Source organism: Kosakonia sp. CCTCC M2018092 (genome assembly GCF_003864115.1).
Classification (GTDB): domain Bacteria; phylum Pseudomonadota; class Gammaproteobacteria; order Enterobacterales; family Enterobacteriaceae; genus Kosakonia; species Kosakonia cowanii.
This window is the reverse complement of the sequence record NZ_CP034225.1, coordinates 2,404,324-2,428,744: the sequence shown is the minus strand read 5'-3', so window position 1 is coordinate 2,428,744 and position 24,421 is coordinate 2,404,324. Positions and strand designations below refer to the sequence as shown.

The following is a 24,421-nucleotide window of genomic DNA, read 5'->3' as shown; positions in this document are numbered from 1 at the left end:
GGCGTACTCCTCAGGCCACGGCTTTATGTTTTTCATGCAGGAAGTGCAGCACCTGCTGGCGGTAGTGATGAAACTGCGCATCGTTAGCCAGCGCCAGCCGCGAGCGCGGACGCGGCAGCGTCACCTCCAGCACCTCGCCCACTTTCGCCGCCGGGCCGTTGGTCATCATCATTACCCGGTCTGAGAGCAGCACCGCTTCGTCGACGTCATGGGTAATCAGCACAATGGTGGTGTTGAGCTGGGTCTGGATCTCCATTACCGCATCCTGCAAATGGGCACGCGTCAGGGCATCGAGTGCGCCGAAAGGCTCATCCATCAGCAGCACTTTCGGCTTCATCGCCAGCGCCCGGGCAATACCAACGCGCTGCTTCATGCCGCCGGAGATCTCGCCGGGGCGTTTATTCATCGCATGCCCCATATGCACCAGCTCGAGATTGTGGGCGATCCACGCCTGCATCTCGCTTTTGCTCATCTCGCCCTTAAACACCTGGTGTACCGCCAGCGCGACATTCTCCGCCGCCGTCAGCCACGGCAGTAGGGAGTGATTTTGAAACACCACCCCGCGCTCAGGGCCGGGGCCGACGATCTCCTGGTTATCACACAGCAGCACCCCCTGCGTCGGGCGGCTCAGCCCGGCAATCAGGTTTAAGAGCGTTGATTTCCCGCAGCCGGAGTGACCAATCAGGCTGACCGTCTCCCCCTGGGCGATGGTAAAGCTGACATCATCAAGGGCGACAAACGGCCCGCTAGCGGTGGCAAAGGTTTGGGTCACGTTTTCGACCCGGATAATGGCGTGCGTCTTTTTCATTTATGACTCCCGACGAGTGTCGTAGCTAAAACGGCGGGCAATGGCCATCAGCCCCTGCTCCAGCGCCATCCCCACCACGCCAATCAGCAGAATGGCGATGATGATGTTTTGCACATTGAGGTTGTTCCACTCATTCCAGATCCAGAAACCGATGCCGACACCGCCGGTCAGCATCTCGGCGGCGACAATCACCAGCCAGGCGATACCGATCGATAAGCGCACGCCGGTAAGGATGTGCGGCAGCACGGCGGGAAAGAGGATTTTGCGCATCACGGTGAACTCACTGAGCTTCAAAACGCGCGCGACGTTGAGGTAATCCTGCGGAATACGCATTACTCCTTCGGCAGTGTTGAGGATCATCGGCCAGATGGAGCAGATAAAAATCGTCCACGTCGAGGCCGGTTCGGCGCGCTGAAACAGCAGCAGGCCAATCGGCAGCCAGGCCAGCGGGCTGACCGGGCGCAGCAGCGCGATCAGCGGGCCAAACATGCGGGCGATAAAGCGGAAACGGCCAATCAGAAAGCCAACGGGAATGCCGACCAGCGCCGCCAGACCAAAGCCGAGCGCCACGCGCTCAAGGGAGGCGAGCACGTTCCAGCCGATGCCCATATCATTTGGCCCGTCGATATAAAACGGCTCGGCGAAGATCGTTTTTGCCGCTTCCCAGGTTTGCAGCGGTGTCGGAAAGCCTTTGCTGTTAAGGGCTGCCACCTGCCAGAGGGCGATCAGCACAACTGCGCCGAGCAGGCCGGGAATTGCGGCGGTAATAAAGCGTTGCAGCATACTGCGCAGGCGGTTTACCGGCGCGCGTTTTGCCACTAAAGGCGCGGCCTGTGGCGCAGGGGTTTTCAGCGGCACAATCGCCGCGCTCTGCGGCGTTGGCTCCAGCGGGATCACTTTCGGTTGGGTGTTCGCAGACATTCTCGGCCTCACTTAGCGGTGGATGGCAAAACTGTTGGCGTAGGCCGCAGGATCGCTGCCGTCCCACACTTTTCCGTCAATCAGGGTGCTGCTGCGCATCGAGCTTGTGGGCACGCTGATGCCGCCCACCGCCGTCGCGGCCTGTGTGTAGAGTTCGCTGCGGTTGATCTGGCGCGCGACGGCGAGGTAGTCGGGATCGCTTTTCAGCAGGCCCCAGCGTTTTTGCTGGGTCAGAAACCAGATGCCGTCGGAGAGCCACGGGTAGCTCACCGCGCCATCATTGAAGAAGCGCATCGCATGAGCGTCCTGCCACGTCTTCCCTAATCCATCTTCATAGTGGCCGAGCATCCGGCCTTCGATGGTCTCAACGGCGGTGTTGATATAGGCGCGCGCGGCGATGGTTTTTGCCGTTTCGCGGCGGTTTTCATCGGAGGCGTCGATCCAGCGCGAGGCCTCCAGCACCGCGGCGGTCAGCGCGCGCGCCGCATTGCCATTCGCCGAGACCCACGCCGAGGTAGTGCCGAGCACTTTTTCCGGGTGATCGGGCCAGATCTGCTGGCTGGTGGCGGCGGTAAAGCCGATGCCGTCGAGAATGGCGCGCTGGTTCCACGGCTCGCCGACGCAGTAGCCGCTCATATTGCCAATCTTCATGTTCACCACCATCTGCGGCGGCGGCACCACGACATTGCGCACATCAGAAAAAGGATCGATCCCGGCATTCGCCAGCCAGTAGTAGAGCCACATGGCGTGGGTGCCGCTCGGGAAGGTCTGCGCAAAGGTGTAAGTCCCCTGCGGGCTAGCGGCAATCACCTTTTTCAGCGATGCGCCATCGGTAACGCCCGCTTCTTTCAGCTGATTCGACAAGGTGATCGCCTGGCCGTTGTTGTTAAGCGTCATCAGCACCGCCATATCGCGCTGCGGGCCAGAAACGCCGAGTTGTAAGCCGTAGACCATGCCGTAAAGCACATGGGCGGCATCGAGTTCGCCGGAGAGCAGCTTGTCGCGCACCGAGGCCCAGCTCGACTCTTTACTCGGGATAATGGTGATGCCGTACTTCTCATCAAACTTCTTCACCGCCGCCATCACCACCGGGGCGCAGTCGGTGAGCGGGATAAAGCCAACGCGCAGGGTCTTCTTCTCCGGCGCGTCCGAACCTGCCGCCCATACGCTGTTCATCAGGCCCGGGATCAGCAGGCTGCCGCCCAGCGCCGCGCTGCCCGCCAGAAAGCGGCGGCGCGAAAGTTTACTCACGGTGTTGTCATCGTCTTGCGTCATTGCGGCATCCTGTCAGTTAAAAAGGGCAAAAAAAAAGCGTCCGGTTAGCGCTCAGTCTCCTGAACGCTAACGGACGCCTTTATCCGGGAAGTGATGCTGGCCGCCATTAGCCAGCACCTTCGTAGATGAGGTAAGCAGAATGTGTGCCAGGTTTCTGATGCCTGTAAAAACAGGCGATTAGCGAGTTGGCTCACACAATTTGCACCGCAACGGGCGGTGAAATGCACACCTGCGGTGCAGCTACTCCTTTGGGGTTAGAGGGGCTTTTTGCCCATGACGGCGGCGACGGAGAGCATCGCATCGGCGATCTCCGCCAGCTTTTTGTTCTGCTGCATCGCCATCTCGCGCAGGGTTTTGTGCGCCTGCGGCTCGCTCATCGCGTGGTGCTGCATCAGCAGGCTTTTCGCCCGCTCCACCAGCTTGCGCTCGGCAAGGGTGGCGCGCAGCCCGGCGAGTTCCGCATCCAGCGCCTGCAACTGGCGGGACTGCTGCTCAACCAGCTCCAGCACCGCGCGGCTCAGTTGCGGCGGGATCAGCGCCGTAAAGTGATCCTCAGCCTGCGGCAACTGGGCGATCTCCTGACGCTGCTGCTCGGCGTCGCGCTGCGCGGTAGCAATACGCTGGCGACAGCACTGCATCACCACCTTCTCAAGTGCATCTTCAATGCGTTTCATGGCATCGATACGCATTGTGGTGATCTCAAACCAGCGCAATGCGGCCTCCGTTGGCTCGCCCGGCGGCAGCGTGCGGCTACAGGCGAGGCGGCGAAAGCGCTCCAGCTCGCGGCTCTCCTCCTGCTGCTGTTGCTGCCACAGCCCGAGGCTTGCGGCATCGGCAAACTCGCTGAAGGTGTGAAAACAGCGCTCCTGGGCATCAATCAACTCCACCAGTTGCTGGCTTGCTGACTCATCAACCGATCCGACGGTAAAGCCTGCCGCCACCAGCGCCCGCTCCTGCCCGGCCAGCTCTTTGCCCTGCATAAAGCTGAACAGCGCCAGCAATGCGCGTGAGACGCTGGGATCGCCGGAGGTGTCGGCGGTTTCGACGATCAGCGCCAGATGACAGCGGATCACCTCGTTGTAGCGCTGCATCGCTTCCGGCTGGGCAATGGCAAGCTGCTGCACCTGCTCGCGCAGCGGCGGCAGCGTGCTCAGGCTGTGCAGCACGCTGGCGATGCGGCTAAAAAGCCGCGCAGCGTTGCCCCGCGCCAGCCCCTCCTGATCGAGCGTTGCCAGCTGCTGATGCACCGCCTGCGCGGCGCGCTCCACCTGCTCTGCCCGCTCGCGCAGCCGCCCGCCCCAGGTTTTCCCCTGCGAGCAGAGAAAAATATTGGCCGTGCCGCGCTCGCGTTGCAGCAGATGAATAAGCTGGCTCACCGCGCCGACCAGCTTGCCCATCTGCAACAGCTGCTGCAGGCCGGTGATTTCGCTGCGCCGCGAGGCGAGCACAAAATCGAGAGCTGAAAGCGTCATCGCACACCCTTCTCCAGAAAACCGTAGCCTCACTAAAGCAAGAAGTGTGCCGCCGCGATTGACATCATGCGCGTGCGGGTGAGAATGCCACTTCACATCACAGGGAGAGGGTCAGGATATGGTGAAGAAAACGGTGGCACTGCTGTTACTTATCGGCGTGGTCTGGCTGGCGTGGCTGTTTCTGCGCACGCCGCAGGCGATCCGAGCCGATGACAGCGCGCTCTACGTGAAAAACCTGCCGTTCAGCGAGAAAGGCAAAGTGAATTGGTGGCGCGTGAACCGCGCGGCGCTACAAAAGCAGTTTCCGCTGCTGGTGCGCCCCGGTAAAGCCGTGGTGATGATCATGAATTTCGATCGCTACGATCGCCTGCCGACAGGCACCCGCGACGGCAGTATTGATGACTACAACTGCTTTACCGATATCAGCGCGCCGGAAAACTGCATCTATAAAGAGATGGTGATGCTGATTTTCATCCATCCCGGCAAGAAAACCGTTTATAGCTTTGGTGAAACCAGTTACGAGGAGAGGCCGGACGGCAGCCTGAAACGTGTTCACGAGACCTTTAACATTCGCTAGATAGATTCACTCACCGAATTGTTTGACTTACCCGGTAATCCGACCAGAATGTATTTGCCCCGTATCTCGCTGAAAAAACAGAAACCTATGACCACACACCCGCGTTGTGTTACCCGGACAGGCCGCCTGAAAAAGATGGCCGTGCTGATGGCTGCTTTGCTGCTGGCCAGCTGCGCGTCGAAAGCGCCGAAATCCCTTGTGACGCCGAACCCGCCGGTGAGCAAACAGCCGCTGCCCGATGGCGGGCTGAGCCAGCCGCAAACCATGCGCGGCATCTGGCTGGCGACGGTTTCCCGTCTCGACTGGCCGCCGATCAACTCGGTAACCCTCAGCCCGGCGCTGCGCGTTGAGCAGCAGAAGGCGGCGCTGATCGCAAAGCTCGATAAGCTGCAACGCCTCGGCATTAACACCGTCTTCTTCCAGGTAAAACCGGACGCTACCGCGCTGTGGCCGTCAAAAATTTTGCCGTGGTCAGATACGCTCACCGGGGTGATTGGTCAGGATCCCGGTTACGATCCGCTGCAATTTATCCTGGATGAGGCGCACCAGCGCGGCATGAAGGTGCACGCCTGGTTTAACCCTTACCGCGTCTCGACCAATACCAAACCCTCCACGGTCGCGGAGCTTAACCGCACCCTCTCGCTGCGCCCGGCGTCGATTTTTGTTCTGCACCGGGAGTGGATCCGCACGGCGGGCGACCGCTATGTGCTCGACCCCGGTATTCCGGAGGTGCGCGACTGGATCACCAGCATTGTCGCCGAGGTGGTAGCGCGCTACCCGGTAGATGGCGTGCAGTTTGATGACTACTTCTACAGCGAAACGGCGAGTTCGGCGCTGAATGACAGCCAGACGTTCCGCCAGTACGGGCAAGGTTTCGCCTCCAAAGCCGACTGGCGTCGGCACAACACCCAATTGCTGATTGAGCAGGTGTCGCGCACCATCAAGCAGCTTAACCCTAACGTGCAGTTTGGCGTCAGCCCGGCGGGCGTCTGGCGTAACCGCTCGTTCGATCCGGCAGGTTCAGAGACGCGCGGAGCGGCAGCCTATGATGAATCCTTTGCCGATACCCGCCGCTGGGTGCAACAGGGGTTGCTCGACTATATTGCGCCGCAGATCTACTGGCCCTTTACCCGCGATGCCGCGCGCTACGATGTGCTGGCGAAGTGGTGGGCGCAGGTGGTGAAACCGACAAACACTAAGCTCTATATTGGCGTGGCGCTCTATAAAGTGGGTGAGCCGTCCAGAATGGAGCCGGAGTGGACGCGCGACGGCGGCGTGCCGGAACTGAGAAAGCAGATTGAGATGAATGAAACCCTGCCGGGTATTGCGGGGACGATCCTGTTCCGCGAAGGTTACCTGACGCAGCCGCAGACCCGCCAGGCGGTGGACTATTTACAGGGGCGCTGGGGGCGGTAATTACGGGATCCATTTCCAGTAAAAATCGCCAAGAAAGCGTATTACACGTGCTGTTTTGCCGATAGCCCTCTCCAGCCAGTCCGCATAGCGCGAGCGTAGCACCGGCTCCTTGAGTGCTACGCCCCGCTCGCTTAACGTTTCCCATGCCGCGTGGCGCACGGCGAAGACAAAATCCTCTTTCGCCAGCGTGACCAGCGCTTGTGTGCTGCGCGCACTCTGCTCCTGTTGCAGGCGGGCAATCAGATCCAGCCGCTTGCGGTAGTCGCTCTTGTCATGCACGAGGCGAGTTAGCTCCTCATCCGTCACGCCCTTCTCCTTATTAGTGGCCGTCAGTTACTCCCCGGTCAGCGCGTCATAGAGCGTTTGCATCCGCGCGCGCAGATAGAGCACCGCTTTATGCTTGCGCGACAGCAGGGTCTGCACGCTGACGCCCAACTCCTGCGCCAGGGCTTTGCAAGTGTAACCCTGTAACTCGGTTTTTTCGAACACCTCGCGCTGCGCCTCCGGCAGCTCTGCCAGCGCCCGGCCCAACTCCTCCCACAAAAGCCCCTTCAGATACTCCTCTTCCGGCGTCTGGGCGATGCCAAACAGCGTTTCGGCTACCTCATCCTCAACGAAGTCTGATTCCTCATCACCGTCAGCAAACAGGCCCGATAATGGCACTTCGCGCTTTTTACGCGCCCGGTCGGTCATCTCATTGCGGGCGGCGCGAAACAGCCAGGCGGCGACATTCTCCACCGGCTGCTCAACCTTCATTAACTGCCAGCTGATCTCCTGGAGGATATCTTCGCTCTCCTCTTTCACCGGCGAGCGGCTACGGATAAAGGCTTTCAGCTTTGAGCGGCAGGCGTTCAGCGCCGTGATAAGTGCGGACTCAGTCGTCATGACGCGGGTCATCGCGCTCACCCGCGTTCGGACGCTGCTGCTCCGGCTCACCGCGACGTTCGTGCCAGCCGCAGTGGCCGTGGCGGCGAAAACCTTCGCGGCGTTTTTCGACAAACTCTTCGCGCTGCTCCGGCGTCATCGCCATCCAGCGCTCATGCATACGACGGTGGGCGCGGCCCATGCCGAACATGCCGGGGCGAAAACCGAGGCCGCCAAAGAGAATGCGCGACAGCACCAGGATCCCGAGCGCCTGCCAGAAGCCGATGCTCTTTACCCCAAGGATCGCTGGCAACAGCGCGTTCCACAGCGACATCACCACCAGGCCGAGCACCACAAACAGCGCTGCGCCAATGATCAGCGGCTTCGCGCCGCGATGGCGACCAAAACCGTGCTGCCGTTCATTCATATGAAAATCTCTCATTGTTTTTCTTCCTCATCAGATTAGCGAATAAATGCCTGTGATGAAGTAGACGAATGAGCGCGGGAAATATTGCTAAAAAAGTGAAATAAAAAAACAGGCGCAACGAGTGCGCCTGAAAAAGTGCGGAGTAACAGGAAACTATTACGGGCGGCGGAACAGCGCGATGCTGCGGCCTTCCAGCTCGAAATCCTTCTCTTTGGTGATAACGATCCCGCGTTTCACCGTATCGGAGGTGGTCAGTTCCAGCACCCAGCCGCCTTCACCAAACTGCGGAATGCGGAACGGGACGTTGCCTTCAAACGGGTTGAACAGCATCAGCACGTCGTGCCAGATGCCCTCTTCCTCTTGCAGATCGGCGCGGCCAATATAGACGCCCAGCGTGGTTCCCTCTTCCCACTGCTCCGGCAGCTGCTCGCCGCCGCCGGCGTTGTACCACTTGATCTCCATCCCGTCGCGCCAGTTTTCGCGGCGCAGCAGCGGCTGCGCGGCACGCAGTTCAATCACCTGACGGGTAAACTCGCGCAGCGCTTCGTTCGCGCCGTTTAAGGTGTCCCAGTGAATCCAGGAGATCTCGCTATCCTGGCAGTATCCGTTGTTATTCCCGGACTGGCTGCGGCCAAACTCGTCGCCCGCCAGCAGCATCGGCGTGCCGTGGGAGAAGAGCAGCGTGGCGAGGAAGTTGCGTTTCTGGCGCTCGCGCACGGCGTTGATGCCTTCATCGTCGGTCGGGCCTTCCGCGCCGTAGTTATAGGAGCGGTTGTCATTGTGACCGTCGTTGTTATCTTCGCCGTTCGCCTCGTTATGTTTTTCGTTGTACGACACCAGGTCGTTAAGCGTAAAACCGTCGTGAGCGGTGATGAAGTTGACGCTCGCCCACGGACGACGCCCGCGCAGATCGTAGAGATCGCCGGAGCCGAGCAGACGGGCAGCGAAATCGGTCGAGACGTTATCGCCCTTCCAGTATTCACGCAGCGTATCGCGGTATTTATCGTTCCACTCCGCCCAGCCCGGCGGGAAGCCGCCAACCTGGTAACCGCCAGGGCCGATATCCCACGGTTCACCAATCAGTTTCAGCTTTGAGAGCACCGGATCCTGGGTGATGGCGTCGAAGAAGCCGCCGCGCTGGTCAAACCCTTCCGGCTCGCGGCCAAGAATGGTGCCGAGGTCGAAGCGGAAACCGTCGATATGCATCGATTCCGACCAGTAGCGCAGGGAGTCCGTCACCATTTGCAGCACGCGCGGATGGGAGGTGTTCACCGTGTTGCCGGTACCGGTATCGTTGATGTAGTAACGATGCTGATCCGGCAGCGTGCGGTAGTAAGAGAAGTTGTCGATGCCCTTAAAGGAGAGCGTCGGGCCGAGTTCGTTGCCTTCGGCGGTGTGGTTATAAACCACGTCGAGGATCACCTCGATACCCGCATCGTGGAAGGAGCGCACCATGTCGCGGAACCCCTGAATGCCGCGCGGGCCGTAGTAACGCGAGGCAGGCGCAAAGAAACCGAGAGTGTTATAGCCCCAGAAGTTGTGCAGCCCTTTATCGAGCAGGTGCTGATCGTCCGGGAACCAGTGGACCGGCAGCAGCTCTACCGAGGTGATACCGAGACTCTTGATATAGTCGACCGTCGCCTTGTGCCCCATCCCTTCAAAGGTGCCGCGCAGATCCTGCGGGATAGCCTGATTGAGTTGGGTGAAGCCTTTAACGTGGGTTTCATAAATGATAGCGCTCGGCCAGGCGATATCCGGCCGGTTTTGATCCTGCCACTCAAACTCGTTGGGATCGATAACCCGGCACTTCGGCGTAAACGGCGCACTGTCGCGCTCGTCAAAGGTTAAATCTTTATCTTCGTGCAGCAGATCGTAGGCGAAGTGCGCTTCGTTCCACTCGATATCGCCAACCAGTTCACGCGCGTACGGGTCAACCAACAATTTGTTGGGGTTGAAGCGATGGCCGTTTTCCGGGTCGTACGGGCCATGCACACGGTAGCCGTAAAGGGCACCGGGTTTCAGGCCTGGCACATAGCCGTGCCAGATTTCATGGGTATATTCCGGCAGTTCCAGGCGGGCAATCTCCTGTTTGCCGCTCGGATCGTATAAGCAGAGTTCCACGCGATGAGCGTGAGCTGAAAAGAGCGCAAAGTTCACGCCCTCACCGTCGTAATTCGCACCGAGTTGCTGGCCGTGCCCCGCCGTGATGTGATATGGCTTACCGTTAGACATGATCCCTCTTTCTCTTATTTAGAGCGTCACCTGACTTAACCCAACCAGACGCATAAAGTCGTTTTATGCGCTGACCAGTACTGCAAACGTAAAACCGCCAATCGATCGCAAATTGACGCGATCGTTGAGCAACACATCCTCTCCGCTAAGCATATCCCGGTAATGGCGATGCGCCAGCCGCTCCGGTAACGGGATCACCGCTCCGTTCAGGCTGCCATCCAGCGCGCCAAACAGCAGGCGCGGTGCCAGCACAATCAGCGCGTCATCCTCATCAACACGCGCGAAGGCGATGACATTATCCGCCTGCTCGCCGTCGGCGTTCAGCGGCAAATACTCACCGTGGCGGAACAGCGCCGGTTTCTCCTGACGCAGGTGCAGCAGGCGCGCGATAAAGGATTGCTTCAGCTGACCGCTCGACCATCCCTCCTGCAAACGCGGGTCGGCGTGCTCCTGGGCATCGAGCAGACGCTCCAGTTCCGGGTAGTCCGGCTCCAGGCGGTTGTCCGGGTCAACGAGGCTGAAATTGAGCGCTTCGCTGCCCTGGTAGATATCCGGTACACCCGGCGCGGCCAGTTTGATCAGCGTCTGGGTCAGGCTATTCACCAGCCCGGCGCGGATAAATGGCAGTAAAGATGTGGTGAAATCCTGTAAAAATGGCTGATTGTCCGGTGAAAGCAGATGGCGAACGTAGTCCAGCACCGCGCTTTCATAGGCATCGTTGCTGTCGACCCAGTCGGTACGCTGTTTCGCTTCGCGCAGCGCCTTCTCGACAAACTCGACAAAACGCCCCTCCAGCGCTTTCAGCCCTTCGGCATCGTCCGGCTGTAAGGTTACCGGCCAGACGCCTGCCAGCGCCTGGTAGATCATCCATGCCACCGCCGGACGCGGCGCAGGACCATCCTCCAGCATGCTCACTTTCTCTTTGTTCATTTCACGCCAGCGGGTCACGCACTCGGCCCAGCGTGCGGGTGCTTCTGTCAGGGTGTAAAGCCTGGCGCGCGCATCTTCCCCGCGCTTGGTGTCGTGGGTCGAGGTACCGGAGAGCGCGTCGGGCTGCTTCTCAAGCCGTGTCTGCATCTCCTGATGGAAACGGGCAAGAGAAAAGTTACGGCGTAACGGCTCGGCACCCACTTCATTGAGGGCGAGATCCATGTTCTGGCGGAAGAAGAGCGTATCTTCCACCGATTTGGCCATCAGCGGCCCGGTCAGTTGCTGGAAGCGGGTGCGGAAACGGGCAGCCTCTTCACGCGCGCTGTCAGGCAGATCGCCGGTCAGAATACGGGTGATAAAGTCGAGCGCGGTTGGCTCCGGGGCAAAGCTGCTGGCCTTCACTTTCGAAACTACTTTTTGCAGCAGTGACAGGTCGGCAGGCGGCAGACCCTGCGCTGTGCCGTAGGTGCGATAGACCGGGAAAGCGATCAGCAGCTCGCGCAATGCCTGGCGCAACGCCTCTTCAGCGGGTGCAGAGGCTTCATGCCCGGCGATCTCACCGGCGAGGCGCAGCAGCACGCTGAACTCACCGGCAAAGTTACGATCGACCATCAGCAGCTTCGCCGCACGCAGCTCCGCTCTCATGTCGACTGGTTTACCGACCACCTGATCGTAAGCCTCGCGCAGGCCATCAAGATTCTCGTCATCAACCAGCACATCGGAGAGCGCGGCGATAAACTCATACCCGGTGGTGCCGGAAACCGGCCAGTCGTCGGGCAGATGCTCGCCCTTACCGAGGATCTTCTCAACGGTGATATGGCACTCATCGCCCGCTTTCTGCCGCAGGCGCATCAGGTAACCACGCGGGTCGGCAAGGCCATCGACGTGATCGACGCGCAGGCCATCCACCGCGCCGCTGTGCACCAGTTCGAGGATCAGTTTGTGAGTGTCATCAAACACCTGATCATCTTCTACGCGCATCCCGACCAGGCCGGTGATCTCAAAGAAGCGGCGATAGGAGAGATCGCTTGCCGCATCGCGCCAGCTCATTAGCCGCCAGGGCTGCTGCGCGTGCAGTTCAGCGATTTTCGCCGCATCGGTCAGGCCAATAATCTCCTGTTCGCGCCCCTGCCAGCTCTCTTCCACCAGCGGGTAGACGCTCTCGTAATAGACAAAAGCCGGTTTACCGGTTTGCGGGTCGGCTTCCACTTTCAGCTCGCCCTTCTCCACCACGGCGTCAAAATCGTCGCCGAGGAATGGCAACGTCAGGCGCCGTGACCAGTCGATATCAAAATGGCGCGCCCACGGGCTCTTTTCGCCTTTAGCAATCACATCCCGCCACCAGGCGTTCTCCAGCGAGGCGGCCATATGGTTCGGCACGATATCGATGATCAGCCCCAGCCCGGCGGCTTTCAGCGCCTGCGCCAGCTTGTCGAACCCTTCCCGACCGCCAAGAGTCGGGTCGATCTCGTTAGCGTCGGTGACGTCATACCCGTGCGTGGAGCCGGAGGTAGCGGTAAAAATCGGTGATGCATAAAGGTGGCTGATGCCCAGCTTTTTGATATAGGGCACCAGCGCCACGGCGCGCTCAAAGGTCATGCCGTTACGAAACTGCAGGCGGTAGGTTGCGGTTGGCGTGCTCACTCGGCTTCTCCCTGCGATAAACGAACAATAATGGCATTCTGCGCCAGTTCGGCACCCGCCTCAGGCCAGGCAAAAAGCGTTTCGCCTGACAGTTCCGGTAGCGGCTGGCTGGCCGTACCGATATTCAGCGCCATAGAGAGCGTGCCCTGCGGCAGCGCCCAGCGCACGGCGATAAAACCGGGCGCGGTGGCAATAATCTCGCCCTGCTGGCGGGTTGCGCCGCGCAATAGCGGCACGATGTGCTGCTGGCGCAGGGCGAGCAGTTCACGGCTGAACGCCAGCCAGCGCTGTCCTTCCACGCTGTGCGGACGCGTCCAGTCGAGCTGGGAGCGGGTAAAGGTTTCCGGATCGTTCGGATCGGGCACATCTTCCCCTTCATGCCCGGCATGGCCTTCAAATTCGCGCGTGCGCCCTTCGCGCACCGCTTTTGCCAGATCGCCGTGGAAATCGGTAAAGAAGAGGAACGGGTTGGTTTCGCCATACTCTTCGCCCATAAACAGCAGCGGAATATGCGGCGACAGCAGCAGCGTCGCGAGCATCACGCGGGTGCGATCGGCTCCGGCTAATGAGATCAGGCGGTCGCCCTGCGCGCGGTTGCCCACCTGGTCATGGTTCTGGATAAAGTCAACAAACGCCACCGGCGGTTGTTGGGTGCTGTCGACGCCGCGCGATTCGCCCGCGTGCTGCGACACTTCGCCCTGGTAGGCAAAGCCTTCAGCCAGCACGCGCGCCACCCATTTTTCCGGGCTGTCGGCAAAATCTTCGTAATAGGCATGGGTCTCGCCGGTGGCGAAGACGTGTACCGCATTGTGGAAATCATCGTTCCACTCGCCGGTAAAGAGCGTGGCGGTGCCGGACTCATCACGCGGATGGAGCGAGACGATATTGCGGCTGTCTTCGGTGGTGAGATGGATCGGACGGTCGGTGATCTCCTGGCGAATGCGTTTGGCGATTTCGACCAGGATATGCGGCTCGTTGGTGTCCTCAATCTGGTCGATAGCGTCGAAGCGCAGGCCGTCGAGATTGTACTCATGCAGCCAGTAGAGCGGCGCTTCGCTAATATAGGCGCGCGCGGCGTCGACATCATACGCGATGCCTGCGCCCCACGGCGTCTGGCGCTCTTTGTGGAAGAAATCGGGCGACAGCAGCGGCAGGTAGTTGCCCTCCGGCCCAAAGTGGTTAAGCACGATATCAAGCACCACCGACAGGCCGTAGCCGTGGGCAGCATCAACAAAGGCTTTGAAATCATCCGGCGTGCCGTAAGCAGAGTGCGGCGCATAGAGCAGCACGCCGTCATAGCCCCAGCCGCGGGTGCCGCCAAATTGCGAGACCGGCATCACCTCAACCATGGTGACGCCAAGCTCGGCGAGATAGGGTAATTTTTCGATGGCTGCCTGAAAGGTGCCCTGCGGCGTAAAGGTGCCGATGTGTAATTCGTAAACTACCGCCTCTTCCCACGGGCGGCCCTGCCAGTCAGCGTGTTGCCACTGATAGCTGTCAGGATCGACAACCAGCGACGGGCCGTTAACCTCAGCCAGCTGGCCGCGCGAAGCGGGATCGGGGATCGCCATACCGTCGGCGAGGACAAATTGATACTGCGCGCCTGCGTTGACGCGGGAGACGGTGGTTTCAAACCACCCCTCTTCGCTGCGCGTCATCGGCTTCTCCTGCCCGTCAAGACGCAGCGTTACGCTCTGCTGACCGGTGGCCCACAAACGGAAGCGAACCGCGCCGTCGGCCAGTCGCTCTGCACCCCATGTTTTTGAAAACGTTTTGGTCGCCATGCAATTACCTCTCCACGATGCCACGATGAACAATCATAGACGATAATTGGCAACCCGATGGGCGCAGGTCGGAGGTGTACGTCGCCCGGTACAGCGCTGTATACCGGGCGATGGCGGTTATTGTCTCTGCTTGTCCTCCTGCGCTTCGACCTCGCGGTACCAGCGCGGATGGTGCTTTTTAGCCCAGCGGCGGCTCACTCTCCCCTCAATCATCCCGGTGATCGAGCCTTTCACCCAGAAGGCCATATAGATATGCACGAGGATGGCGAGCAGCAGAATAATCGCTGAGGTAGCGTGAAGCAGCAGGCACCAGCGCACCAGCGCAACGGGGAAAAAGTGGGCGAACCATGGCCGCCAGATAACCACTCCGCTTGCCAGCAAGAGCGAAATCATGCTCATGATGGTCCAGAACATCATCTTCTGCCCGGCGTTGTATTTGCCCACGTCGGCAACCTTGTGCTCATTGCCCTTTAACACCTCGACAATGCCCTTCAGCCACGGCAGATCTTTTTTATCCGGGATGTTGTGATGGACAAAGCGCACAAACATCACCATCAGCAGCAGGAACACGCTCACGCCGAAAAAGGGGTGCAAAATGCGCCCCATCTGCGGCGTACCGAAGGTTTGCGTCAGCCATTGCAGCGACGGGAAAAAGAGCGCGATGCCCGAGAGCGCCACGAGGAAAAAGGCGATCACCATCGTCCAGTGGCAGGCGCGATCGAAAAATTTGGTGCGCAGGATCGTCGTGCTCTTACTCATGACCATTCTCCTCGTCATCGTCCGTTTCCCTGTTCGGCCCGACGCCGATGTAGTGGAACAGCAGCCCGGCAAAGGTGGCGATAAACCCGGCGGCGGAGAGCGGTTTAAGGATCCCTTTCCACAGGTTTACCGGCGTCGCCACCTGCGGATCGGCGGGCAGATTGTGGTACAGCTCAGGCTTGTCGGCGTGATGCAGAACGTACATCACATGCGTGCCGCCAACGCCCGCCGGGTTATAGAGCCCCGCCTGCAGATAGCCGCGTTTTTTTAGCTGCGCGACGCGCGCCTCGCCATGCTCAAGCATCTCTGCTTTTGTTCCGAACTGGATCGCCCCGGTCGGGCAGGTTTTGACGCAGGCTGGCTCCTGGCCGACGCTGACGCGATCGACGCAGAGCGTGCATTTGTAGACCCGGTTGTCGTCCGGGTTGAGGCGCGGAATGTTGAATGGACAGCCAGCAATGCAGTAGCCGCAGCCGATACAGTGCTCAGACTGGAAATCGACAATGCCGTTGGCGTACTGCACGATAGCCCCCGCCGAGGGACAGGCTTTCAGGCAGCCCGGCTCCGTGCAGTGCATGCAGCCATCTTTGCGGATCAGCCACTCCAGCCGCGCGTTTTGCGTCGTTTCGCTAAAGCGCATCACCGTCCAGGATTTGGCACTCAGATCGAGCGGGTTGTCATACACCCCGGCGCAGTGGCCCACGTCATCGCGAATATCGTTCCACTCGGAACAGGCTACCTGGCACCCTTTGCAGCCAATGCAGGTGGTGACGTCGATAAGCTTCGCCACTTCGGCGCGAAAGTCCCGCGCCTGCGGCGGCGGGGTCAGATCGCTGGTCGCCGAGCGTTTGATAATGTCTTGTGATTGCATCGTCGCGCCTCCTTACGCCTTCTCGATGTTGACTAAAAACGCTTTGTACTCCGGCGTTTGCGAGTTGGCATCGCCCACTGACGGCGTCAGCGTATTGGCGAGAAAGCCTTTGCGCGTCGCCCCTTCAAAACCCCAGTGGCACGGGATGCCGACGGTATCGACTTTACGGCCATCGATGGTCAGGGTTTGCAACCGTTTGGTAACTACCGCTTTGGCTTTGATATAGCCGCGTTTCGACGACACTTTGACGGTATCACCCGCTAAAATCCCCTTCTGCTGCGCCAGCCCTTCGCCGATCTCAATAAACTGATCCGGCTGGGCGATGGCGTTCAGGCGCGCATGCTTGGTCCAGTGGCGGAACAGTTCGGTGATGGAATAGGTTGTGGCGACATAGGGAAATGTTTCCGCATTGCCCATGTTGTTTCTGTCACTGGCAAAGATCCTTGCCACCGGGCTGGAAACCACTTGCGGGTGCAGCGGGTTGGTGCCAATCGGCGATTCGATGGGTTCGTAATGTTCCGGGAACGGGCCGTCGTTCATCTTGTCGAGGGAGAAGAGCCGCGCCACCCCTTCCGGGTTCATGATAAATGGCCCGACGCCGCTTTGCGGCGCGGCCTGGCTGTAATCTGCCACGTCCATGCCTGTCCAGCGCTGACCATCCCAGTGCAGCAGTGCTCTTTTCGCATCCCACGCTTTTCCGGCCGGATCTGCCGAGGCGCGGTTGTAGAGAATGCGGCGGTTCGCCGGCCATGACCACGCCCAGCCCGGCGTGCAGCCAAGGCCATGCGGGTCGCTGTTATCGCGGTTTGCCATCTGGTTGCCGCGCTCGGTCCAGCTACCGCAGTAGACCCAGCAGAAGCTGCTGGTGGAGCCGTCGTCGCGCAACTGGGCAAAACTGCTCAGCTGCTGCCCTTTTTTGGCAATCAGCTGGCCTTTGTCATCATAGAGATCCTGCAACGCTTTGCCGTTGGCTTCGCGGGCAATCTCCTCCGGCTGCGGATCGTACGGGTCGTTGTACTGCCACGACATATTGAGCAGTGGCGTCGGGTTGGCACCGCCCTCTTGCTGATAAAGCTCGCGCAGGCGCATAAACAGCCGACCGAGGATTTTGCCATCGTGCAGCGCTTCGCCCGGCGGCTCGGCCGCCGCCCAGTGCCACTGCAACCAGCGGCCGGAGTTGGCAATTGAGCCATTCTCTTCAGCAAAGCAGGAGGATGGCAGGCGGAACACTTCGGTCTGAATCGCCGCCGGGTCGACGTCGTTCATCTCGCCGTGGTTCTGCCAGAAGGTGGAGGACTCGGTCGCCAGCGGATCGATAACCACCATATATTTCAGCTTCGCCAGCGCTTTTGCCGACTTGTTCTTGTCCGGGAAGGCCGCCAGCGGGTTAAAGCCCTGCACTATGTAGCCATTGATTTTGCCCGCCAGCATCAGCTCGGCTTGGGTTATCACGTCGTAGAGGCGATCCCACTTCGGCAGCCAGTCGTAGCCCCAGTTGTTCTCCGCAGTGGCGCGATCGCCCCAGAAGCTCTTCATCATGCTGACAAAGAATTTCGGCGTGTTTTGCCAGTAATTTACTTCGTTTACACCCAGTTCAGGCGGCGTGATCTGCGAAATATAGGTCTGGTAGTCCGGCTGTTTTTCCGACGGTAGCGGCATATAACCGGGCAGATTGGTTGAGAGCAGCCCTAAGTCGGTATAGCCCTGAATATTGGAGTGGCCGCGCAGCGCATTCACACCGCCGCCCGCCATGCCGATATTGCCGAGCAGCAGCTGGAGCATGCCCGCCGCGCGTATGATCTGCGCCCCGGCGGAGTGATGGGTCCAGCCCAGCGCATAGAGAATGGTGGCGGTGCGATCCGGCACGCTGGTAGTGGCGAGCACGCGGCAAATATGCAGGAAGTCGTTAACGCTGGTGCCGCACAAGCGGCTCACCATCTCTGGCGTATAGCGCGCGACGTGGGCTTTCAGCAGGCTCCAGACGCAGCGCGGGTGGCTCAGGGTTTCGTCGCGCTCGGCGTGACCCTGTGCATCCAGTTGGTAGAACCAACTCGATTTGTCGTATTGATGTTTTTCGCTGTCGTAGCCGCTAAAGATGCCATCGTTAAAGGCGTAGTCGTCGCGGATAATCATTCCGGCGTTGGTGTAGTGGCGCACATACTCATGCTGGATCTGATCCTGCTCAATCAGGTAACGGATAATGCCGAGCAGAAAGGCGGTATCAGAACCAGCGCGGATCGGCGCATAAAAGTCAGCCACTGCGGCGCTGCGGTTAAAGCGCGGGTCGACCACTAACACCGTGGCGTCATTTTTGGTTTGCGCTTCCACCACCCACTTAAAGCCGACCGGGTGCGCTTCGGCGGCGTTGCCGCCCATGATCAGCACCACGTTGGCGTTTTTGATGTCGACCCAGTTGTTGGTCATCGCCCCGCGACCGAAAGTTGGTGCGAGTGCCGAGACGGTCGGGCCGTGGCAGAGCCGCGCCTGGCAGTCGATCGCCACCATGCCAAGCGCGCGGGTAAATTTGCCGTCAAGAATGCCGGTTTCATTACTCGCCGCCGACGAGCAGAGCATGCCGGTGGTGGTCCAGCGGTTGACCGTTACGCCCTGGGCGTTTTTCTCAATAAAGTTTTCATCACGATCTTTTTTCATTAAGCGCGCAATGCGCTCAATGGCTTCATCCCAGGAAATACGCTGCCATTGATTTGAGCCGGGCGCGCGATATTGCGGATAGCGCAGACGGTTCTCGCTGTGAATATAATCCAGCACGCCTGCCCCTTTCGGACAGAGCGATCCCCGGCTCACCGGATGGTCGGCATCGCCTTCAATATGGTAAATGGCTTCATTAACGTTTTTGGCATTATCGCCGAGGCTGTACATCAACATGCCGCAGCCCACTGAACAGTAGGTGCAGTTATTGCGCGTCTCTTTGGCTTTTAACAGTTTATATTGACGGGTTTCCGCATGAACGGAAAAAGAGGATAGAAATCCGAGAGATGCGACAGTTGTCCCTGCCATACCGCCCGCGCAGATCCGAAAGAACTGCCTCCGGTTGAGCTCCATTACTTCTCCAGCTTAAACTTAAGACATGAAAAGGGATGGAGATTATAAGGATATTCCCACTAATAACCATTATCCATTTATGGTTATTGTGAGGGTATTACGTGGCAGAGATAAGATTTAACTTAAGCCGGTTTTATCTCTGCCCGTTTATTTAGCGCGTTGCCTCAAATATGCTTTTGCCGATGCGTGCAATGGCATCGTTACTTTGCGCCAGCGTCGCTTCTGTTTGCGTAATATAGACAGAGACAATTATTGGCTGCCCTTTTTTCGGCCACACCACGCTGATAATTGAGCGCGAACCGTAGGCGCCTGCGCCGGTCTTATCACCGATTTCCCAGCCGGACGGCAGAGAGGCGCGCAGCAACGCATCGGCAACTTTGTCATCCTTCATCCACTGCACCAGCTGCGCACGGCTTTCGGGTTTGAGCGCGTCGCCGAGCGTCAGTTTCTCAAGCGTGTGGCTGACGGCGAGCGGCGTAGTGGTGTCCTGCAGATCGCCGGGCACGGCGCTGTTAAGCTCCGGCTCTTTACGATCCAGTCGCGTGACGTTGTCACCTAAATCAGCAAACCAGGCGGTAACCTTCTGCGGGCCGCCCAGTTTCTGTGCCACCAGATTGGCGGCGGTGTTATCGCTGTATTCAATCGCGGCGCTGCACACCTGCTGCCAGCTCATGCTTTTTGGCGCGACAAACTTGCTGGTAACCGGCGAATAGTCCATCAGCGTCTCTTTGCTGAACTGCGTGGTGTCGCTGAGGGCAAACTCACCCCGATCAACCTTGCTGAGCAGCGCGCCGCAGAGCAGCGCTTTATGGGTACTGTTCAGCGGAAAACGTTCATCACCGCGGTAGCTGACGCTCTTACCCGAGGCGGTATCGATCACCGCGATACCGATGCGCGCGTGCAGCTTCTCCTCCTGCAAACGGGCTATGGCGGTAAGCGTTGCCGCATCAATGGTGGCGGCGTTGGCGGCTGACGCGCCGAGCAGCAGCAGTGCAAGAAATGATTTAGCAGGCAGATGCATAGCGATAATCCTTGTCGTGAAATGAATATTATATTTGCCGGATTATGCCTGATGGCGCAGCGCTGCCATACTGCTGATTGATAACTCACCTCCTCCGGGGACACGATGCGCATTGCTCAACTTAGCGATATTCACGCCGCAGCGGATAATGACAACCTCGCCCGCCTGCGTGCCGCCATTGCGTGGCTTCTCGCCTTCCCGCCCGATATCGTGGTGGTAAGCGGCGATCTTGTGGACGATGGCTGGGCTGAGGGGTATCGCGATATTGCTGCACAACTCAGCCGGTTGCCCTGCCGCGCTCTGTTATTGGCGGGTAACGCCGATGATAAAGCGGTGATGTGCGCCACGATGCCGCAGCTGGCGGAATATTCAGCCGATAAACCGCTGCATTTTAATGAAACGCTGGAAGGCGTTTCGCTGATTGGCGTCGATGTAACGGTTGCCGGGAAGAGCGGCGGCGATATTACGCCTCATCTGCCGTGGCTGGAGCAGGCTTTGCGCGAAGCGGCGCAACCGGCGATGTTTTTTTTGCATCAGCACCCCTTCCCGAGCGGTATTGCGCCGCTGGATGGTGCAATGTGCGAAGGTGACAAGGCGCTGGCAGCGCTGATTCACCGCCTGCCGCACGCGCCGCTGGCGATTTGCTGCGGGCATGTACACCGCGCGATGGCATCGACCTTCGCTGGCGTGGCTGCCTACTGCTGCGGCTCCATCTGCCCGCCGAATCCGCTGCTGCTGGATGAGAAAAACGTTCCGCCTATAACCGATCCGGTTTCGCTGATGCTTCACGACATCGGCCCCCAGGGGCGGGTCAGCCATTTTATCGGCGTCGAAACGGTTGAGGATCGGTGATAAAAAAAAGCTCCCCGCAGGGAGCTTTGTTGCATCTGGCTGTTACAGCGCGATACGAATGATATCGTCCGGCTGGGTGGCCTCTTTTTCGCGGCTCGAGGCCTGTTTTACGCTGACGTAGAGTGTCTTGCCGTCCGGCGACAGCGCCAGGCTGTTCGGGTGCATCGGCGTGTCGAAGCTCTTCACGACCTTGTAGCTCTTCGCATCGATAACGCTGACTTTGCCCGCCTCGCGGTGCGTGACATAGACTTCGTTGCGCGCCGGGTTAAACAGCACCGCCAGCGATTCCGGTGCGGCGATGCGTTGCTGCACCTTGCCGGAGCGGGTATCGACAACCAGTACTTCCGCCGCTTTCGAGTCGGTAATAAAGGCGCGATGTCCGGCGGTATCAAGGCTCAGGTTGAGGTAGAAGTGCTCTTTTCCGTCATCCTGCAACTTCTTGCGGTCGATGATCTTGTTAGTCGCGGTATCAATGGTCAGCAATTCGCCATCGCCGTTGGTGCTGTAAAGGCGTTTCGCGGCTGCATCCAGCGCCAGACCGGTGCTGTATGTGCCGGTGTTGGCGATCGTGTTTTTCAGCGTCATCGCCGCGCCGTCAATTACCCAGATGGCGCTCTCATTACCCACGCCGGTAACGTAAACGGTATTGGTGGTGTCATCTACCACCAGTTCGCGTGGGCTGAGCGGACGCACCGTGTCGGAGCGTTTACGCGCATCAAGCACCACGTGGCCCTTAATATCACCGGTTTTTGCATCGACGGCGGTGACTGAACCATTCACCGTATTGCCGAACCAGAGCGTCTGCGTTTTCTGATTGATTGCCGCGCCAAAAGGTTTCACATCGCTGTGAATCGCCTGGGTGATATCAAGGTTGGCCGGATCGAGGCGATAGATCACCCCGCCTTTGTCGGTTTTGCGGCTTTGCGAGGTGGCAATCCATAAGGCGTTCTCCTGCTGGCTGACGGCCATCTCATACGCACCCTTACCGACCGCTTTACGCAGCATCTCTTCGGCAGCGTGGGCACTGAATGAGCCTGCCAGCAGCAGCGAACCGAGGAACAGCGCGCGGTGCAGGCGCGACGGGGAAAAATGAGCTAAAGACATAACGACTCCCTTTGTTGAAATGATGATTACGTTTTCACATGCGTCCAGTGCACGAAACTGTGGTTTCGTTTATGGTTTTAGGTGAGAATAATAATCATTAATGTTCATAAAGTGGAGCCTTAATCGCCGGGTGTGGCAAAATTTCTGTCGCCCAGTAGGCTCATTCTTAACCTAACGTGCGTTCAACATTTTCAAAAAATTTACATATCCATTAACATGTTGCCGCATTTTTCTTTTTTTGCTCCTCTTTCAACTCGGTTCCGTCATGAAAATCATTTCAGTTACAAAGATCACGCTGCCCGTTTTGCTGCTGCCTGTTGCACTCTCTACCTCCGCCTGGGCGGCCTCTGGTGAACAAACCATGATCGTCAGCGCTGCGCCGCAGGCGGTCTCGGAGCTGGATAGCCCCGCCGCCGTCAGCGTGGTTCAGGGCGACGATATTCGCCAGGCCGCGCCGCGCGTCAATCTCTCTGAATCGATGGGCAGCGTGCCGGGGTTACAGGTGCAGAACCGCCAGAACTACGCCCAGGATCTGCAACTCTCCATTCGCGGGTTTGGATCGCGCTCAACCTATGGCGTGCGCGGTATTCGCCTCTATGTCGATGGTATTCCCGCCACCATGCCGGATGGCCAGGGGCAGACCTCGAATATCGATCTCAACAGCGTCGAGCATATTGATGTGCTGCGCGGCCCCTTCTCTGCCCTCTACGGCAATGCTTCTGGCGGCGTAATGAACGTGACGACGCAGACCGGGCGCGAACCGGCCACCGTGGAAGCGAGCAGCTATTACGGCAGCTTTGGCAGCTGGCGCTATGGCATGAAAGCCACCGGCGCAATGGGCGACGGCACCCACGCGGGCGATGTGGATTACACCGCCTCGACCACCCGCTTTGTAACTCACGGCTATCGCGACCGCAGCGGCGCGCGCAAAAATCTGGCTAACGCCAAACTGGGCGTGCGCATCGATGAGGCCAGCAAACTGAACCTCATCTTTAACAGCGTTGATATTAAAGCGGACGATGCCGGCGGGCTGAGCCGCGAAGAGTGGCGGGCCAATCCGCGCCAGTCGCCGCGCGCCGATGCGTTTCACACGCGCAAAACCATCAAACAGACCCAGGCGGGCCTGCGTTATGAGCGTCAACTGACCGAGCGCGACGATCTGAGCGTGATGATGTATGCCGGTGAGCGTGAAACCACGCAGTACCAGTCGATTCCCCGCGCGCCGCAGCTCAAACCGACCCATGCTGGCGGAGTAATCAATCTGAGCCGTCACTACCAGGGCATTGATACGCGCTGGACGCACAAAGGCGAGCTGGGCGTGCCGATGACCTTCACCGCCGGGCTGAACTACGAAAACATGAGTGAAGAGCGTAAAGGCTACGAAAACTTCATCATGAATGGCACCACGCCGGAGTACGGGCAGAAAGGCAACCTGCGCCGTAACGAGCGCAACCTGATGTGGAACGTCGATCCCTATCTGCAAACCGCCTGGCAGCTTACTGAGAAACTCTCCCTGGATGCGGGCGTGCGCTATAGCTCGGTCTGGTTTGACTCCAACGACCACTATGTCACCGCGCAGAATGGCGATGACAGCGGTGATGCGAGTTACCACAAGTGGCTCCCGGCCGCCTCGCTGAAATATGCCGTCACCCCGGCGTGGAATATCTACACCGCCGCCGGGCGCGGTTTTGAAACGCCGACCATTAACGAGCTCTCTTACCGCTCCGGCGATCGGAGCGGGCTGAACTTTGCGCTGAAACCGGCCACCAACGACACGCTGGAGATCGGCAGCAAAACTCGCATCGGCAATGGTTTGCTGACGGCGGCGCTGTTCCGCACCGATACGGATAATGAAATCGTTGCCGACAGCAGCAGCGGCGGACGCACCAGCTATAAAAACGCCGGGAAAACCCGTCGCCAGGGCGTTGAACTCTCTGTCGATCAGCAGTTCGCCGGTAACTGGCGCGCGAAAGCGGCCTGGACCTGGCTGGACGCTACCTACCGCAGCGAAGTGTGTGGTGACGCGTCCTGCGAAGGTAATCGCATTCCGGGCATCGCGCGCAATATGGGCTTTGCTTCACTCGGCTGGATGCCGGAGGAAGGCTGGTATGCCGGGGCTGATGTGCGTTATATGAGCAATATCATGGCTAATGATGAGAACAGCGCCAAAGCCCCTTCCTACACCGTCGCCGGGCTGAATACCGGGTATAAGTTCAACTACGGCAACTGGATGATGGATCTCTTTGGCCGCGTCGATAACCTCTTCGACCGCAACTATGTCGGGTCGGTGATCGTCAACGAATCCAACAATCGTTACTACGAACCGGCTCCAGGACGTAACTACGGCGTTGGCTTATCGGTGGCCTACCAGTTTAATTAAGCCATACCGCAGGCATTAAAA

General features: G+C 59.2%; 19 protein-coding genes. 4 read left to right on the top strand and 15 right to left on the bottom strand.

Annotated features, from left to right (window positions below; genetic code table 11):
- Window positions 1–10: 10 nt before the first annotated feature.
- From EH164_RS11595 to EH164_RS11580, 4 genes are all read right to left on the bottom strand, one after another.
- A complete protein-coding gene (locus EH164_RS11595; RefSeq protein ID WP_023478858.1) occupies window positions 11–808 on the bottom strand; it encodes an ABC transporter ATP-binding protein in 798 nt (265 codons plus the stop codon).
- Complete coding sequence (gene ntrB, locus EH164_RS11590; RefSeq protein WP_124968328.1) at window positions 809–1,729, bottom strand: nitrate ABC transporter permease; 921 nt, start codon at window positions 1,727–1,729, stop codon at window positions 809–811.
- Window positions 1,730–1,741: 12 nt separating this feature from the next.
- Window positions 1,742–3,004 (bottom strand): CmpA/NrtA family ABC transporter substrate-binding protein, encoded by a 1,263-nt coding sequence (locus EH164_RS11585; protein ID WP_124968327.1) that lies wholly within the window; start codon window positions 3,002–3,004, stop codon window positions 1,742–1,744.
- A 254-nt stretch (window positions 3,005–3,258) separates the two neighbouring features.
- A complete protein-coding gene (locus tag EH164_RS11580) occupies window positions 3,259–4,476 on the bottom strand; it encodes a nitrate regulatory protein (RefSeq protein WP_124968326.1) in 1,218 nt (405 codons plus the stop codon).
- Between the two features lie 118 nt (window positions 4,477–4,594).
- Between EH164_RS11580 and EH164_RS11575 the strand changes: the two genes are divergently transcribed.
- Both EH164_RS11575 and EH164_RS11570 read left to right on the top strand, forming a co-directional pair.
- The gene (locus EH164_RS11575; protein WP_124968325.1) at window positions 4,595–5,053 is read left to right on the top strand and encodes a DUF943 family protein; all 459 of its coding nucleotides are present in this window, start codon (window positions 4,595–4,597) and stop codon (window positions 5,051–5,053) included.
- Between the two features lie 87 nt (window positions 5,054–5,140).
- Window positions 5,141–6,469 (top strand): glycoside hydrolase family 10 protein, encoded by a 1,329-nt coding sequence (locus EH164_RS11570; RefSeq protein WP_124968324.1) that lies wholly within the window; start codon window positions 5,141–5,143, stop codon window positions 6,467–6,469.
- Here the strand turns inward: EH164_RS11570 and EH164_RS11565 are convergent, their stop codons facing one another.
- From EH164_RS11565 to bla, 10 genes are all read right to left on the bottom strand, one after another.
- The gene (locus EH164_RS11565) at window positions 6,470–6,775 is read right to left on the bottom strand and encodes a hypothetical protein (protein WP_124968323.1); all 306 of its coding nucleotides are present in this window, start codon (window positions 6,773–6,775) and stop codon (window positions 6,470–6,472) included. It lies immediately after the preceding gene.
- Between the two features lie 27 nt (window positions 6,776–6,802).
- Window positions 6,803–7,354 carry an RNA polymerase sigma factor gene (locus EH164_RS11560; RefSeq protein ID WP_232044982.1) on the bottom strand — a complete coding sequence of 184 codons (552 nt, stop codon included), beginning with the start codon at window positions 7,352–7,354 and terminating at the stop codon, window positions 6,803–6,805.
- Complete coding sequence (locus EH164_RS11555) at window positions 7,344–7,775, bottom strand: hypothetical protein (protein WP_124968321.1); 432 nt, start codon at window positions 7,773–7,775, stop codon at window positions 7,344–7,346. The genes EH164_RS11560 and EH164_RS11555 overlap by 11 nt, the downstream gene beginning before the upstream one ends.
- A gap of 141 nt (window positions 7,776–7,916) precedes the next feature.
- On the bottom strand, window positions 7,917–9,992 hold the full coding sequence (gene glgX, locus EH164_RS11550) for a glycogen debranching protein GlgX (protein ID WP_124968320.1): 2,076 nt from the start codon (window positions 9,990–9,992) through the stop codon (window positions 7,917–7,919).
- 63 nt (window positions 9,993–10,055) lie between these two features.
- Window positions 10,056–12,521, bottom strand: coding sequence for a malto-oligosyltrehalose synthase (gene treY, locus EH164_RS11545; protein WP_241175048.1), 2,466 nt, complete (start codon window positions 12,519–12,521; stop codon window positions 10,056–10,058).
- A gap of 41 nt (window positions 12,522–12,562) precedes the next feature.
- Window positions 12,563–14,350, bottom strand: coding sequence for a malto-oligosyltrehalose trehalohydrolase (gene treZ / locus EH164_RS11540; protein ID WP_124968318.1), 1,788 nt, complete (start codon window positions 14,348–14,350; stop codon window positions 12,563–12,565).
- A 117-nt stretch (window positions 14,351–14,467) separates the two neighbouring features.
- Window positions 14,468–15,109 carry a formate dehydrogenase-N subunit gamma gene (gene fdnI / locus EH164_RS11535; RefSeq protein ID WP_124968317.1) on the bottom strand — a complete coding sequence of 214 codons (642 nt, stop codon included), beginning with the start codon at window positions 15,107–15,109 and terminating at the stop codon, window positions 14,468–14,470.
- Window positions 15,102–15,980, bottom strand: a complete 879-nt coding sequence (gene fdxH / locus EH164_RS11530) for a formate dehydrogenase subunit beta (protein WP_094419908.1) — start codon at window positions 15,978–15,980, stop codon at window positions 15,102–15,104. Before fdxH ends, fdnI begins: the two co-directional genes overlap by 8 nt.
- Window positions 15,981–15,992: 12 nt before the next feature.
- A complete protein-coding gene (gene fdnG, locus EH164_RS11525; protein WP_124968316.1) occupies window positions 15,993–19,043 on the bottom strand; it encodes a formate dehydrogenase-N subunit alpha in 3,051 nt (1,016 codons plus the stop codon).
- 151 nt (window positions 19,044–19,194) lie between these two features.
- A complete protein-coding gene (gene bla, locus EH164_RS11520) occupies window positions 19,195–20,064 on the bottom strand; it encodes a class A beta-lactamase (RefSeq protein ID WP_124968315.1) in 870 nt (289 codons plus the stop codon).
- 105 nt (window positions 20,065–20,169) lie between these two features.
- Between bla and EH164_RS11515 the strand changes: the two genes are divergently transcribed.
- Window positions 20,170–20,916 carry a metallophosphoesterase gene (locus EH164_RS11515; protein WP_124968314.1) on the top strand — a complete coding sequence of 249 codons (747 nt, stop codon included), beginning with the start codon at window positions 20,170–20,172 and terminating at the stop codon, window positions 20,914–20,916.
- Between the two features lie 42 nt (window positions 20,917–20,958).
- Here the strand turns inward: EH164_RS11515 and EH164_RS11510 are convergent, their stop codons facing one another.
- Window positions 20,959–22,020, bottom strand: a complete 1,062-nt coding sequence (locus tag EH164_RS11510; protein WP_124968313.1) for a YncE family protein — start codon at window positions 22,018–22,020, stop codon at window positions 20,959–20,961.
- Window positions 22,021–22,285: 265 nt separating this feature from the next.
- On the opposite strand from EH164_RS11510, the gene pqqU reads away from it, so the two are divergent.
- Window positions 22,286–24,400: a TonB-dependent receptor PqqU gene (gene pqqU / locus EH164_RS11505; RefSeq protein WP_124968312.1), complete on the top strand. Its 2,115-nt coding sequence runs from the start codon at window positions 22,286–22,288 to the stop codon at window positions 24,398–24,400.
- Window positions 24,401–24,421: the final 21 nt, after the last annotated feature.